This is a genomic window from Thermococcus coalescens, assembly GCF_055392585.1.
This window is the reverse complement of record NZ_AP043764.1, coordinates 1,918,474-1,932,938: the sequence shown is the minus strand read 5'-3', so window position 1 is coordinate 1,932,938 and position 14,465 is coordinate 1,918,474. Positions and strand designations below refer to the sequence as shown.

Sequence of the window (14,465 nt, the reverse complement as noted above, 5' to 3'; positions counted from 1 at the left end):
TGGGGTCAACCTTAAAAAGTCTTGCCGCTCGGCGTTTGACGAAAAGAGGAAAAGGAAGGTTCATTCCCCATCAAGGACAAAGGGACTGATGTAGTCACCGTACTTCTTTCTGGCCTCAAGGAGGCGCTTCCTCTCTTCCTCCAGAACCTTAAAGAGTTCCTCCGGGACTTCCTTCACCCGCTCGCGGTAGATCTTCTCTATGCGCTCAATCTTCGCGAGCAGTTCGGGTACCCTTATGGTGAACTGCCTCTCGTAGTCTTCCCTGCTGTAGTCCTTGTTGAGAACCTCCTTGAACAGCCTGGCCAGGTCTTCGTACTTCGGAATGTAGCCTATCGGCGTCTTTATGGCATCGACGTCGCCGTGGACGCGGAGTTCCATCCACTTGAGCCAGACCGCCTTGTCAAGCTTGTGGTTGAGCCAGTTGCCCTTCTCGTCGCGGAGGAAGTAGTTCACCGCAAATATCTTCGGGGCCTTCCTCAGTCCTTCCCCGAACTTCAGGTAGTTCTCGATGTACTCTCCGAGGGGAACGCTCATGAAGTCGAGTATGGCCATTGGGTTGAAGGCACGAACGCCCTCCTTTCCGAGGGTTGCGGCCGTCGTCTCGCTCTCCAGTGATGCGCCCATGGTGATGACGCCGTGCTTCCAGTCGAATGCCTCCCTGACAGGGGGCCACGTGTCCTTGTCGCGGCCGCCGAATATCATTCCACCTATTTCGACGCCGCAGGGGGCTTCGAGGGCCTCCACGTCGACGTTCGGGAAGTGCTCAAGGCTGACTGTGAAGCGGGCGTTCTTGTGGCTGGGCGGTATCTCGTTTCCTTCCCTGTCCCTCTTTCCGCGCCACCACTTTCCGCTGTGGTTCTCGCCCTCCTCGGGGATGGGCACCCCCATCTCGTTCCAGTAGGGCTTACCGTCCTTGACGAGGACGTTGGAAAAGATTATCTCGACGGGGGAGTGGAGAACCTGCCAGATAATCGGGTCGTCCTCGGGGTTGACGCCCTGGATGATGCCGAAGACGCCCTTTTCAACGTTGGCTCCCCTTGCGACACCGTTGAAGGGCATTATGAATGCCAGGTCGTCGCCGACTATGTTCTCCCAGCTTATCATGGCGGTGGAGGTCTTTCCGCACATGCTCGGATAGGCGCCGGTGAAGTAGGTCTTCCTCCCGTCGGGGCCGTTGACCCGCATCAGGAACATGTGCTCGCTGAGCCATCCCTCCCGGACGGCGCGCTGGATGGTGAGCCTGAAGGCGAGCTTCTTAAGGCCGATGGTGTTTCCGCCGTACTGCGTGTTGACGGAGTAGACGGTCTCGCCCACGAGGTCGATGTAAATCCTCCTCCTGTCGAGGTTCTTGCTGGTCTTTCTCCCATCGAGTTCACCGGCGGAGTGAACGAAGCGGAAGAACCTGGCCTGCCTGCCAAGGCGTCTGAACTCCTCGTAGCCTTTCCGGTAGAGGATGAACTCGGAGTGAGCCACGTAGGCCGAATCGGTGAGCTGAACGGCCGGAATTGTAAATACCGAGTTCCTGGGTCCGAGGACAAAGAAGCACACGAAGAGCTCCTTACCCTTCATTATGCCCCTCATGAGTTCCCGTATCTCTTTCAGACCCTCGTCCCTGTCCTTCGTGTTCAGGAAGGGAATCTCCTTTCCGCCCGGAACGAGGAGCTTGGTGTTGGCCTTGTCCCTGGCCTGGTCGTAGTAGTTGTCGTAGTGAACGGTGTGGTTCGGTGTTTCGAGGAGCCTTTCCTCCCCGTAATAGAGGGCCTTCCAGCGAACGTAGCTCTCGTCCTCCTCGCTGTCGGTGCATACAAAAACCTTATCCGGCTCGAGCCATTCAATCCAGTCCGCCAGAAACTCGTGGAGTTCGGGATTGTCTATCGCCCTGATTTTTTCAAACTGTTCTTTATCAAGGAGCTTTTCAAGCCTTTCCAAGGCGTTCATAATATCGCCTCCGATGGGAGTTGGATTCATGCTTAAAAATTCTTCGTCGTTGTGACCAGCGTGAAATGGAATCCGGAGCTTCAATTGCCGCGATACCTCGGAAAAAGGCCGCCGGTCGTCACAATGAGGGCATGCGATGCCCAGGTTTAGTGATCGATGTCCATATCCCTACGTCCGGCGCAAAGTATATTAACTAACGGTGATATACCCCAGTGGTGCACGTAATGAAGGCAGTGATTTTGGCCGGAGGCAAGGGCACGAGGCTGCTGCCACTAACCGTCTACAGGCCAAAGCCCATGATACCCTTCTTCAACAGGCCGCTGATGGAATACGCCGTCCAAAGTCTTGTAAAAGCCGGCGTTGACGAGATATACGTCCTCGTCGGATACCTAAAGGAGCGCATAATGGACTACTTCGGAGACGGAAGCCGGTGGGGAGTCCGGATACACTACTCCAACAAGGACAACGTGAAGCTTGGAACCGCCGGCGCCACGAAAAAGGTCGTTAAGGAGTTCGACGAAACATTCTTCGTTGTCTCAAGCGACGTGCTCACCAACCTCGACCTTAGGGCACTGTACGAGTACCACCGCAAAAAGAGGGCCCTCGCTACCATAGCACTCTCCAGGGTTGACGACCCCAGCCAGTACGGCATCGCGGTTATCAACGAAGATGGAAGGATACTACGCTTCAAAGAGAAGCCAAAGCCAGAAGAGGCCTTCAGCAACCTCGTTAACGCGGGAATCTACGTTTTTGAGCCGGAAGCGTTTGACCTGGTTCCCAAGGGAAAGAACTTCGACTTCTCCAAGGATCTCTTTCCAAGGATGCTTGAAAACGACCTGGCACTCTACGGGTTTCCGTTCAGCGAGTACTGGAACGACGTCGGCAGACCGTCGAGCTATCTCCAGGCCACCGAGGACGTCTTTCTGGGCAGACTGCTCCTGCCCGGCCTCAGAACCGAGAGCCTCAAGGGCAATCTTGAGTACGGCGGCGCCCTCATAACCGGCAGGCGCTGCATACTGAGGAGACCAGAGGTGAGAGGATTCGCAGTGCTCGGAGACGACGTTGAAATCGGCAGAAACGTTAAAATAGAGCGTTCGGTGATATTTTCAGGGGCGGTCATAGAGGAGGGTGCCGAGATTAAGGAGGCCATAATAGGAGAGAACGTCCACGTGGGCAAGGGTGTTGTTATACAGCCCGGCAGCGTTATAGGCGACAACACGCTCATCGAGGACTTCAGCAAGATAGGCTCCAACGTCAAGATTTGGGTGGAGTCGAGGATTGGTAAGGAAAGTATAATACTCCCGGACTGAGGTGGTGGAAGTGGAAGTGTACTACTCCCAGAGGTTCAACCCTGAGGAGCTCGCCCTTCTCGGAAGGGCCATAGGAACGATATCCCACGGTACGATAATAGTTGGAAGGGACGGCAGGGCGATATCCAGGTACGGAAAGCGCGCGATGGTGGTTGGAATCGTCAGCACAGGTTCGACCATAATGGACGTCCGCCTTATTCCCCTGATAGCGCTGAAGGACTTTGCCCACAGGAAGGGTCTTCCCCTGGCGTACGTCTACTATTACGGCGGTGTCCGCGTCTATGTCAGCGGTATAGACAGCGACGAGATAGGGGCCATAATGGAAAGCAAGAGCTTCATCGAGGCCCAGCCGAACGACATCGGGGCGACCGTGTACTACCCAAACGCCCTGGACGACTTCCTCCACGAGGTCTTCAAGCACTACAACTTCAGGGTGGAGGGCAAAGCGCTGGTTGACGCCATGAACACTCCCGCCGTGCTGTTCTTCCCGCGCATGAGCGACCACTTCGGCTTTGAGGTCGACCTGATAAACGACATGATGACGAGTTACCTCCCGCCAAAGCCCAAGGAGGTCTTCATGCACAAGCTCCAGAAGGGTGAGTACGACTTCGGACTGCGCTTTAGACCCGAGGGCATCGTGGAGTTCTACAAAGACGGTGAGGAACTCGAATTCGGCAGCATGTGGAGGCTCCTCGACCACATGAAGAAGAACCTTTAAATTTTTGCCCTCCCTTTTAAACCCACTAAAAATCCTTAAGAGAAAAGCGTTAAAAGGGAGGGGTTCATTATAATCTTCGCGTTAATTTTGGGGGTGACATCTGTGGGAGCATTTATAGTCATGGAGGGCATCGATGGCGCAGGTAAATCGACCCAGGCAAAACTTCTGGCAAAGTGGTTTGAGGAAAAAGGCTATGACGTTGTTCTAACAAAGGAACCAACTGATACCGCCTTTGGAAAACTTATAAGAAAGCTGGTTCTCACCGGGGGGAGAGAGGGTATAATCGATGGCGCCAGGATAAGCCACGAGGCTGAGGCGCTTCTCTTCGCCGCCGACAGGGCGGAGCACGTAAGCAAGCTGATAAAACCCGCCGTCGAGGCGGGAAAGGTGGTGATATCAGACCGCTACTTCTACTCGTCTCTCGCCTACCAGTGGGCAAGGGGACTCGACCTTGAGTGGTTAATCGACCTGAACCGCTTCGCGATACGGCCAGACCTTGTGATTCTCCTAGATCTGCCCGTTAAGGAGAGCATGAAGCGCATCAACGGACGGAGCATAAAGACCGAGTTCGACAAGATAGCGGAGCTTCAGAAGAGGGTGCGCGAGAACTACCTCAAGTTGGCCGAGCGCTTCCCTGAGATTAGAATAGTGAACGCCCTGGCCAGTGTGGAGGACATCCACAACGATATAGTAGCGCTGGTCGAGCACGAACTCTTCAAGAAGTGATGGGGTCGGCCAGTGCCAGTCTCTTCATCCGGTAGCGATCCGACCGGTAAACGCTCTTCATCCCCCCTCTCTTCTCGACGGATTCTTTTTAAAACCTTGGCATCAACTCACTCAGGCCGATGACGAGCGTTAGCCACGCTGAGCGGTGAGGAGAAGAGGGTTAGCCGAGGCCGTTCTGAATGTCAGAGTTTCTCTAGGGTTTATATCTAATGATGTTCAAAATGGATAACAGGTGAGCCGATGAAAGCGCTTGTGATTAAGAAACTGAAAAAGAGCTACGGTGACTTTCTGGCACTTAAGGGGATAGACCTTGAGGTTGAAGAGGGCGAGGTCTTCGCGCTCCTTGGACCAAACGGGGCTGGAAAGACGACTCTCATAAGGATTCTAGCCGAGGGGCTGGGCTACGACTCCGGAGAGATACTGGTCTTCGGTGAGCCCCTCACAAAGGGAACCGCGAGACTGATCGGCTACGCGCCCCAGGAGAGCGTGGCCTACGACCTCCTGACCGTTGAGGAGAACCTGCACTTCTACGCCGACCTCTACGACGCACCGAGGAAGAGGGTAAGAAAGCTCATTTCGGAGTTCTCCCTACCCGCGAAGAAGAAAGCCAGGGAGCTGAGCGGCGGCTTTAAGAGGCGCCTCAATCTGGCGATAGCGCTACTCTACGAACCGAGACTCCTCATCCTCGACGAACCCTCCGCCGGCCTGGATGTGCCGTCGAGGAGGGAGCTCTGGAACCTTATAAGAAGACTCCGCGAGGAGGGGCGGACGATACTCCTCGCGACCCACTACATGGAGGAGGCCGAGGCACTGGCTGACAGGGTGGCGATAATAAACGAGGGGAGGATAATAGCGGTCGGAACTCCCGACGAGCTGAAGTCCCTTGCAGGGGAGGAGAGCGTGATACACGTCGAGGGCATCCTGAAGGGCACAGAGCTCGTCAGGGGGGAGTTCCCGAGAACGATAGAGCGCGAGGGGGTTCTCAGGATCGGGGTGGAGGAGGCAAAGACCGCCCTCCCCAGGGTCGTTGAACTGCTCGTTGAAGCGGAGAGCGAGATACGGATGATAAGGGTTGAAGAGCCGACCCTTGAGGACGTTTTCCTAAAGCTCACCGGGAGGGGACTGGAATGAAAGCCAGAGCCATCAAGGCCATAATCGGCAAGGATTTGAGGGAAACCAGAAGGGAGAAGATGGCCCTCTTCTGGATATTCGTATTCCCGCTCATGTGGATCACCCTGCTCGGAGGAATCTGGGGCGGCCACAGCCCGCCTATAACAGTTGACGTTGGCGTCGTATACTTCAACGAGAGCGCCGCTTTTACCGCGCGGGACATCGTTAACGTCATGGAAAACGTGACAATGGAGAACGCCCACGTTTTTAACATCGAGAGATACCCCAACGAGAGCGCGGGTGTGGAGGCCGTTAGAACGGGAAGGATAGATGCCCTTCTTGTGTTCCCGCGGGGCTTCGGGGAGAACGTTTCCAGCGGCCTTCAGGCGAAGGTCTACGTCTACTTTGACAGGAGCGACCCCCAGAACTACCAGATAGTGGGCGGCGTCATCAAGGGCTTCTTCTCAGAGTTCGAGAAGGAAATGAGCGAGAGGAAGCTCAACATCACCCTGAGCTACATGGAAAAGTACATCCCGGCAAACCTCGCCGGAAACCTAACCATCGATGATTTCAGGAGGTACCTCATCGGTCTTGCAAACCCACTTGAGCTTGAAGAGAGGGAAGTGAGGGGGGAAACTCCCTCCGCCATTCAGTTCTACGTCACGAGCTTCATCGGGATTCAGTTCCTATTCGCCACGATGCTCATGATAGGCTCCGGAACGCTTGAAGAGATAGAGCACGGGACTCTGAGGCGCATAGCGGCCTCGCCGGCAACTGCGTGGGACTTCCTGGCCGGAAAGATGCTCTCGACCTTCATCGTCATAACCGTGAGCATACTCATCGGAATAGGTTACGCAAAGCTGGTCTTCGGGGAGACGGTCTTTCCGAGCGCTCTCGGCTGGCTTATAATATTCCTCGCGGCGGCCTTCTCAATGAGCCTCGGGCTGGCGATAGCCATGGGGACGAGGAGCATAAAGGCCACGAACGCGATAGTCAATCTCATATCGATGCCCCTGCTTTTCCTGGCCGGCATCGTCATCCCGGCGAGCATACTGCCAGAGTGGGCGAAGCCCATAGCGAACTACTTCCCGCTTGGAACCGCGCTGAAGAGCCTCCGCCTGCTGGAGCTCTACCACAGGCCGACAAGCGAAATCCTGCCCAGCATTGTGTGGGTGGCTGTGAGCGCCCTTGGGATGCTCCTGATAGCGGTGGTTCTCTACAACTGGGCGATAAAGAGACTGGGATAAAAACAGAGAAAGAGACTACGCCAGAAACTTCCTGAGAAACTCCCCAACTTTCTTTTTCCACTCCTCCGGGTGGAGTTTGAGCGTTCTGACATGGGGGGCATCGGTCACCCACAGCTCAACGTGGGGGTTCAGCCCCCTGTTTTTCTCGTGGAACTCCCTTACCTCCTCGACCTTCACCAGGGGATCGCTTTCACCGGCTATGAGGAGGAGGGGCTTTCTGACCCTGTCAGCGTATTCTATGGGGTGTACCTCCTCGCCACCGCTGAAGAGCTTTGTGAACGGACGGACAAAGATGTGGAGCCATTCGGGAAGCTTTGCAAAGTATTTGAGTCCCCTAGCGCCGGTCCTGTCAAGGTACATGGGCGGACTGTCAGCCACCCCACAGCAGACCTCTTCAATCTCAGAGAGGGCGCGTATCGTAACGATTCCACCCATCGAGAACCCTATCAGTGCAACCCTCTGAGCCCGCCCGGGGTGGTTCTCCTTCAACCACTTAACGGCCGCCTTAACATCGAGCAGTTCCTTGTCTCCCACCGTCGTGTACTTCCCCTCACTCTTCCCGTGGGCCCTGAAGTCAAAGGTTAGAACGTTGTAGCCCTCTCCAAGCAGGAACTCAACGGTATCCCTCATGTAAACCCCGTCCCACCTGCTCCTGGTGTATCCGTGGAGCGGGAGAACGGTCTTGTCGCTCCCGTTGTCCACCCACCAGCCGCTGATCCTCAGGCCATCTTCGGTCGTGAACTCAACGTCCTCGTAGTCAAAGCCAAGGTCTCTGGGCGTCCAGTCCCCCACAAAGCGCGGCGGTTTGGCCATTTTGTATGCAACAAAGGCCGAAAAGGCAAGGAAAGCCAGAAGGATAAAAATTAAAACACCAAGCCAGACCATACTCAACCCTCCTCCGCAACATCGAGGTTTCTCATGTACCATATCATCGGCATCGCCAGGAGGACGAGCAGGGCCCCGATCGGGAAGAGCACCCTGTAGTTCTCACCGGCGAGGTCAACTATTGCACCGCCGATGATTCCCGCGAGCAGAACCGGGAGGGAGCGTGTGGCCTCAAAAAAGCCGTAATACCTCCCCGTAAATGCTTCCCTCTCGAATTTCGTGAGCAGGTCGCCGATTACAGGGTACGAGGCCGCCATGAGCACTCCCCAGCCCAATCCTGCGACTCCAAGGGCAACCACTATCTCCGTCTGGCTCTTTATGAACCATCCCCAGAGCTGGGGGAGGGCGAATATAATTCCCCCGAGGATTATGCTCAGGCGCCTTCCGAGTTTGTCGTAGATTATACCCCCTGGAAGGGCCCCGAGGAGAACCGTTATGTTGAAGAGCGCCATGAGGTAGAGGCCGAGGGAGGTAACGGCTTTGATGTTTTCCTCGGTCGCCGAGCCGTAGAGGATGTAGGCGAGGATTCCGTAGAGGAATATGGCTATGAATTCGAAGCTCATCCACCAGAGCGTCTGTGCCGCGTAGAACTTGAGGAAATCGCGGTTCTCAACGATGCTCTTGAGGTACTCCCAGAGGCTCTCATCCTCCTCGATTCCGGGAGCTTCGGGCTCCCTGACGATAAAGTACACGAAGAGGGCCGCACCTATGAGGAAGGTCGCGGTCACAATGAAGGGGATCTTTAGATATGGTGTCTGGGCCAGTGCCTTTATTCCCTCGTTTTCTCCGGTTTCTGCGACCGCCTTCGCTATCAGGAATCCCGCCAGACCGAACAGGAAGAGATTGCCGGCCCATTCAAGGAGTGTGATAACGCCGCTCGCCTTCCCCCTCTGACCGCTTTCGATTGTATCCGGCATCAGGGCGCGGTACTGGGCGGTGTAGAGGTGCATTGAGAGATAGAAGAAGCCCAACGTCAGGGCAAAGCCCCAGAGGGGAACACCCATCGCGTAGCCGGTGTATATCATCAGCGCCGCGATTCCGGCCAGAAGGCCCCCCGCCATTATAAAGGGTCTCCTCCTGCCGTGCTTTGATTTGAGTGTATCGCTGTAGTAACCGAGGAGAACCGGTATGAAGAGGCCGATAAAGCCCTCAACGGCCAGGATGGTTCCCTTAACAAAGGCCGAACCGGTGTAACTGGAGAGCAACGGGAACGAAAGTCCCTTATTGAGTGCCCATCCCGTGCTCCTGCTGAAGCCCAACAGGGCAAGACCGAGAACAACGCCCCAGCTGAAGCCCTTTCTCTTCACGGTTTCACCCCCTTATTTTGACAGGCTTATGTCAAAAGGAAGTTTTTACTTTTTCGGTTCAACGGGCTAAAAAGGACAAAAAATGAAAGAATTTTAGTCCATATCCGGAACGTAGTCCAGTATGTCACCCTTACGCCGGACGATGTCTCCACGCCTGACGAACTGCATCGCTACTGCCGACAGGACGAAGAAGGCTATCGAGAACGGTATCAGCGTCCTGTATCCGATGAGGTCAAGGAAGGCCCCTGCCAGCGGAGGTGCAACCAAGTTCGCCGCCTGGCTGAAGAAGTAGTAGAGCCCCGTGTAGCCGCCAAGCTTCTCCTCGGTGGTCATGTCGACTACCATCGGCAGGGAGTTCACGTTGACCATGGCCCAGCCCATGCCGCCCACGAAGAACAGCCCCATGAAGGTCATCACGACCGGATCCGTTAAGGCGCTGGATTCAGGCTTCTGACCCTCTCCAACAAGGTAGGCCGCTATGAGTATTGCGACTATCACTATTAGTCCGAGCGTTATCGTCCGCCTCCTGCCCAGTCTGGCGCCGATGAAACCGGCGGGAATTGCAAAGATCATGAAACTGAGGGAAAACAGGCCGAGCATGAACGCGCCGGTGCTCTCCTCGATGCCGAGGTAGTACTTGGCATAGCTTGTGAAGAAGGTTTCCAGGGAGTTGAAGGCTATGAACCAGAGGAATATGGCCAAAAGTATCGCGAGTAGGCTCCTCTCGTGACTGGCGAAGACGTCCTTAAGGTTCTCCTTGAGCTCGCCGAAGCTCTTGTGGGATGTTTCCGCCAAGAGTTTTCGTATATTGAGCTTCTTTCCAGGAACGCGGTACTCTTCCGGCTCGGGGACGAAGAGAACAACGAGGAGGTTGGCGAGGAGCATTATCGCTGCACCGAAGTAGAACGGGTAGGCATAGTTCATGTCGTAGAGGGCCTTGCCGCCGAAGTAGGCGAGCAAAGCTCCGAGGCCACCCATAAAGTTTATTATCCCGTTGGCCTGGCTTCTCTTTTCACTCGGGGTTATGTCGGGCATGAACGCAACAACCGGGGAGCGGAACAGCGCCATGAAGAAGTTCATGAAGATTATCGTTCCCATGAAGAGGGCAAGGCTCTCATACATCCTTGAAACCGGTATGAGCGCAAACATTATCGCGGCGGAGGGCGCCCCAAGGAGTATGTAGGGCTTTCTGCGCCCCAACCTTGTCCGCGTCATGTCGCTCAGCGCGCCCAGGAAGGGGAGCAGCAGAACCGCGAACAGGTTGTCGATGGTCATTATGAAGCCGGTCACTGTTTTGCTGAGGTGGAAAGTGTCCTGCAGGAATATCGGCACGTAGGCGTTGTACAATGCCCATATTATGCTTATCCCAAAGAAGCCGAAACCGAGGAGGAATATCCTGCTGTACTTGAACTCCACCATGTTCATCACCCTACTATTTTAGTCTCCAATGAACTAAACCGCTTAGCTTATAAGGATTTTCGGTCTTCAGGTGATTAGGGACCGGGGATGGGAAGACCAAGCATCTTGGGGCACAGAGGGTGCAGGGGAAGGCTCGAAAACACTCTCCCGGCATTCAGGAGGGCGCTCAGATACGCAGATGGGATAGAATTCGACGTCAGGATGACCGGAGATGGGAAGCCCGTGATCCACCATGGCTGTTCCTTTCATGTAAACGGCTCGCGGTACAGGCTAAGGGCGCTGAGCTTGAGGGAGCTGAGGAGACTGCACCCACTGGGAAACCTGGTCCCAACGGTCAAGGAAGTTCTGCGCTCATTTCCAGGGGCTCTTCTTAACGCTGACATCAAGGAGATCGATGCCGTTGGGAGCACAATCAGACTCGTCGAAAGACATCGGGCCACTGAAAACACCGTGTTCTCTTCGGAGAGCCCGGAGATAGTCAGAGCCATCCTCAGGGAGTGCCCGGGATGCAGGGTGGGGCTCTCAATAGTCGGATATTCCTCGGTTCTATGGATACCGCGCCTCAGGGAAGTAACCTCAGTCCACGTGCCGATAGACGCGGTCTCATACATCGGTTACCGGCCGCTGGTGGTTCTTTTGCGGGCCCTCAGGCGGCACGGGCTGAGGGTTTACATGTGGAACTACCGGATGGACGAAAGGGTCTGGGTTCCGAGACTGCTGCCTCTGGCCGACGCCATTATCTCCGATGATCCCGCAAGGTTGAGGAAAAGTTTTTACGTCGGAGGTCTACCAGAGGGAGGCGATGTACATGTGGGAACGCAGTAGTGTTATCGTCCTCGGACACAGGGGCTATATGAGTGCCTATCCAGAGAACAGCCTCCTGGCCTTCGGGAAGGCCATTGAAGCCGGCGCGGATGGAATCGAACTGGACGTGTGGCTGACTAGGGACGGAAAGGTCATCGTCATGCACGACGAGAGCATCGACAGGACGAGCAACATGAACGGAAGACAGAAGGACATGACGCTGGAAGACCTCAAGAAGGCGGATATTGGAATGGGGGAGAAAATCCCAACGCTTGAGGAAGTCTTTGAAGTCCTCCCCCGGGACGCTCTGGTCAACATCGAGCTCAAAGACCCCGACACGGCTAGGGAAGTTGCCAAAATCGTGGCCGAGAACAACCCGGAGAGGGTCATGGTATCGTCCTTCATCATAGAAGCACTCAGGGAGTACCGGAAGCACGACAGGGACACCGTGATGGGCCTCCTCATAGACCGCGAAGAGGTCGTTCCGCTGATTCCAAAGCTGAAGGCGGAGCTCGACCTCTGGTCGATAAACGTGCCAATGGAGGCGATACCCATAATAGGCTTCGAGAAGACTGTGCAGGCGATTGGATGGGCACGCTCCCTCGGCCTCAGGGTGGTGCTCTGGACCGAAAACGACGTCCTGTTCTACAAAGACGACAACCTGGCCAAGCTCAAAGGGCTGTTCGAAGTCGTGATAGCGAACGATGTGGAAAGAATGCTGGGGTATCTCAAAACCATTGGACTCAGGTAAAGCCTTTTAAGGTTCTCCTCTTTTACTCCATATGGTGGGGCCCGCTCCTCGTTCTCGCGGCCATCGTCCTGATGGTGGCCTCTGCAATGGTATCTCCGGTGAGGTACGTCCCTCCTCCCCGGCTGACCCTGGATTTCAATCTTGGGGACTCCACGGAGGAGCTTGAAGAGCACAACGTAACGGAGCCGTACCTCCGCGAGCCCGCCGGGAGAGTCATCGTCACGTACCACGTCCACTCGGATTGGGAGCTGAATATCATGGCGCAGGCGGGAGCCCTCTTACACACCTGAAGGCTTCATAATCTCTTCGGCTTGCTGGCAACGTGGGGCCTCTTGCTGGGAATCCTGTTCTTTATGGAGCGGGTTTTCAAGGGCAGACAATAAAAAGGGAAGAACTAACAGCGGAGGCCGTCACCAGAAAATCTCATCAAAGTCGCCGGCGTTCTTTATTTCCGAGGGAACCTGTATCAGCACCTGCTTGTTCACGTCCGAGAGCCTGACCTCATTGTGAACGGTCATGCGAGCCTCCACCGGTTTCTCGGAGATCCCCGTTATTCTCATCACGACGTCCATGTACGTCTCTATGAAGACGGGAGTCCCATCGTCCCGGAGGTGAACCTCGATCCACCCGGATTTCGTGTCCGCGGTGACGTCGCCGGGGAGGCTGCCCCAGGCCTCGTTGAGGTAGCCGGTCTGGTTGGTGGCGTTAACGAACTCCCAGAAGGTAACGTTGACGCGGAAGGCGTAGCCATCGGCCAGCTTCTTGATGGTCACGTTCTTCATCTTCAGGAGGCTCTCGATATAGTCGACGTTGAGTGAGCCCCTCGCCTGGGTGTAGAGGTCATTATTATTGGAGACGTTGTACCATTTTCCGTCAACTCTGAAGTACACGAAGGTGCCGTTGACGAAGTACGGCCAGTTGAAGGTGATGTTCATTCCCATCGTGTGCATGTTCATTGTCATGTTTCCCACTTCAAGGCCGCTGGTTCTGTTGAACATTCCAAGAACGCGGCCCGACATCGTCATATTGATTGTCCTGTTGGTTACCGGCTCCTTGAAGTGCATGGCAATCGAAAAGTTCTGGTCGTATCTGGCAGTCTCAATGTCGTTCAGAGCCTTCAGGACCTTATCCCTGGTCAGACCAACGTTCTCCCCAATACATCCGCTTGCCAGTACTATAAGGCCAACCAGCAGAAGTGCAGTGACCCTCTTCATGGTACTACCCCCCGTGGTCTCATCAGAATATCCACGAGTAGGTTTAAATACTTTTCCTATTCAGATTTTGCACACTATTTAGAAAAGTTAGCAAAAAGTGGAAAGTTCAGAGTGCCTCAAACTTCTGGAGGAATATCCTGAGATCTGTCCTAAACGGCTCTTCCGCGCGCTCTATCTCCTCGTTGAGAAGCTGAAGAAAATTCGCTTCATCTGTGGATTCCTCCCAGAGGCGTCTCACGAGATTCTCAAGCTTCTCGTAGTACTCCACGTAGGGCCTCGCCTCGAACAGGGCATCCTCCAGCTTCACATCTCATCCCTCCTTTTGAACCAGTAGTACCACAGCCTGCCAACGTCCTCTGCCTGGCCCATTATCATGAAGTAGCGGAGTATCGCAAGGTTCACGAGTATCAGCAGTATCAGGATTATGTTGTACGCGGGCACCTCGCGGCTCAGAAAGGCGTAGTAGTCCCAGATGAAGTGGAGAAGCATCGCGAGGAGGAAGTATGGCTTGACGGAGGTTATCTTGCCCTCGGCCTTCATACCATAGCCAACACCTATGACCGCACTCCACGCACCGTGCGCGAATGGCGTCAGGAAGGCCCTCACAATGGTCACCGAGACGCCGTATCCCAGGCCGTAGAGAAAGTTCTCTGTGGCGGCAAACCCCAGGCCTGCCGCGACACCGTAAACGAGGCCGTCCATTATGCCGTCCATCTGCCCCGCTTTGAAGGGCCACCTTATTGCCAGCGCCTTGGCAGGCTCCTCAACGATTCCTGCCACGAGGGCAACGTAAAACGCCGTCAGTGGGAGGACTGGCTGCACGATGCCACCGAGGGTAAGGACACTCTCCAGGAAATAGGCGATTCCAACGGAAAGTGTCCCTCCAAGTATGAACGTCCCCACCACGTACTTTCTCGGCTCGGGCTCGTATCTATCGGCGTGGTAGAAGTACCAGAGTATCACCAGAGCGGGAGCATATGCAAAGAACACTATTGCACTCAGGAAGTCCATACGTCACTTCACCAAAAGAAAATTG

15 protein-coding genes are annotated in these 14,465 nt (G+C 55.1%); 7 read left to right on the top strand and 8 right to left on the bottom strand.

Going from position 1 to position 14,465, the window contains the following annotated elements; all coding sequences use genetic code 11:
• Nucleotides 1–60: 60 nt before the first annotated feature.
• Nucleotides 61–1,938, bottom strand: a complete 1,878-nt coding sequence (locus tag ACZ5M3_RS10790) for a phosphoenolpyruvate carboxykinase (GTP) (protein ID WP_464839559.1) — start codon at nt 1,936–1,938, stop codon at nt 61–63.
• Nucleotides 1,939–2,162: 224 nt separating this feature from the next.
• Between ACZ5M3_RS10790 and ACZ5M3_RS10785 the strand changes: the two genes are divergently transcribed.
• The 5 genes from ACZ5M3_RS10785 (at nt 2,163) to ACZ5M3_RS10765 (ending at nt 7,049) form a co-directional block, all read left to right on the top strand.
• Nucleotides 2,163–3,248, top strand: coding sequence for a sugar phosphate nucleotidyltransferase (locus ACZ5M3_RS10785; RefSeq protein ID WP_464840924.1), 1,086 nt, complete (start codon nt 2,163–2,165; stop codon nt 3,246–3,248).
• A 10-nt stretch (nt 3,249–3,258) separates the two neighbouring features.
• Nucleotides 3,259–3,966: a phospho-sugar mutase gene (locus ACZ5M3_RS10780; protein ID WP_464840923.1), complete on the top strand. Its 708-nt coding sequence runs from the start codon at nt 3,259–3,261 to the stop codon at nt 3,964–3,966.
• A gap of 102 nt (nt 3,967–4,068) precedes the next feature.
• Nucleotides 4,069–4,692 (top strand): dTMP kinase, encoded by a 624-nt coding sequence (gene tmk, locus ACZ5M3_RS10775; protein ID WP_297089866.1) that lies wholly within the window; start codon nt 4,069–4,071, stop codon nt 4,690–4,692.
• Between the two features lie 240 nt (nt 4,693–4,932).
• Entirely contained in the window at nt 4,933–5,823 is an 891-nt protein-coding gene (locus ACZ5M3_RS10770; RefSeq protein ID WP_464839558.1) for an ABC transporter ATP-binding protein, read from the top strand.
• The gene (locus tag ACZ5M3_RS10765; RefSeq protein ID WP_464839557.1) at nt 5,820–7,049 is read left to right on the top strand and encodes an ABC transporter permease; all 1,230 of its coding nucleotides are present in this window, start codon (nt 5,820–5,822) and stop codon (nt 7,047–7,049) included. Before ACZ5M3_RS10770 ends, ACZ5M3_RS10765 begins: the two co-directional genes overlap by 4 nt.
• Nucleotides 7,050–7,064: 15 nt before the next feature.
• On the opposite strand, the gene ACZ5M3_RS10760 is transcribed toward ACZ5M3_RS10765, so the two are convergent.
• The 3 genes from ACZ5M3_RS10760 to ACZ5M3_RS10750 form a co-directional block, all read right to left on the bottom strand.
• A complete protein-coding gene (locus ACZ5M3_RS10760) occupies nt 7,065–7,934 on the bottom strand; it encodes an alpha/beta hydrolase (RefSeq protein ID WP_464839556.1) in 870 nt (289 codons plus the stop codon).
• 2 nt (nt 7,935–7,936) lie between these two features.
• Nucleotides 7,937–9,241, bottom strand: a complete 1,305-nt coding sequence (locus tag ACZ5M3_RS10755) for an MFS transporter (RefSeq protein ID WP_464839555.1) — start codon at nt 9,239–9,241, stop codon at nt 7,937–7,939.
• 93 nt (nt 9,242–9,334) lie between these two features.
• Nucleotides 9,335–10,660 (bottom strand): SLC45 family MFS transporter, encoded by a 1,326-nt coding sequence (locus ACZ5M3_RS10750; protein WP_464840922.1) that lies wholly within the window; start codon nt 10,658–10,660, stop codon nt 9,335–9,337.
• 87 nt (nt 10,661–10,747) lie between these two features.
• On the opposite strand from ACZ5M3_RS10750, the gene ACZ5M3_RS10745 reads away from it, so the two are divergent.
• Nucleotides 10,748–11,485 carry a glycerophosphodiester phosphodiesterase family protein gene (locus tag ACZ5M3_RS10745; RefSeq protein ID WP_464839554.1) on the top strand — a complete coding sequence of 246 codons (738 nt, stop codon included), beginning with the start codon at nt 10,748–10,750 and terminating at the stop codon, nt 11,483–11,485.
• Complete coding sequence (locus ACZ5M3_RS10740; RefSeq protein ID WP_464840921.1) at nt 11,469–12,215, top strand: glycerophosphodiester phosphodiesterase family protein; 747 nt, start codon at nt 11,469–11,471, stop codon at nt 12,213–12,215. The genes ACZ5M3_RS10745 and ACZ5M3_RS10740 overlap by 17 nt, the downstream gene beginning before the upstream one ends.
• 22 nt (nt 12,216–12,237) lie before the next feature.
• Here ACZ5M3_RS10740 and ACZ5M3_RS10735 read toward each other — a convergent pair whose 3' ends face one another.
• The 4 genes from ACZ5M3_RS10735 to ACZ5M3_RS10720 form a co-directional block, all read right to left on the bottom strand.
• Complete coding sequence (locus ACZ5M3_RS10735; protein WP_464839553.1) at nt 12,238–12,474, bottom strand: hypothetical protein; 237 nt, start codon at nt 12,472–12,474, stop codon at nt 12,238–12,240.
• Nucleotides 12,475–12,625: 151 nt separating this feature from the next.
• Nucleotides 12,626–13,429: a hypothetical protein gene (locus ACZ5M3_RS10730; protein WP_464839552.1), complete on the bottom strand. Its 804-nt coding sequence runs from the start codon at nt 13,427–13,429 to the stop codon at nt 12,626–12,628.
• Between the two features lie 106 nt (nt 13,430–13,535).
• Entirely contained in the window at nt 13,536–13,736 is a 201-nt protein-coding gene (locus ACZ5M3_RS10725) for a hypothetical protein (RefSeq protein WP_464839551.1), read from the bottom strand.
• Nucleotides 13,733–14,440: a PrsW family intramembrane metalloprotease gene (locus ACZ5M3_RS10720; RefSeq protein WP_464839550.1), complete on the bottom strand. Its 708-nt coding sequence runs from the start codon at nt 14,438–14,440 to the stop codon at nt 13,733–13,735. The genes ACZ5M3_RS10725 and ACZ5M3_RS10720 overlap by 4 nt, the downstream gene beginning before the upstream one ends.
• Nucleotides 14,441–14,465: the final 25 nt, after the last annotated feature.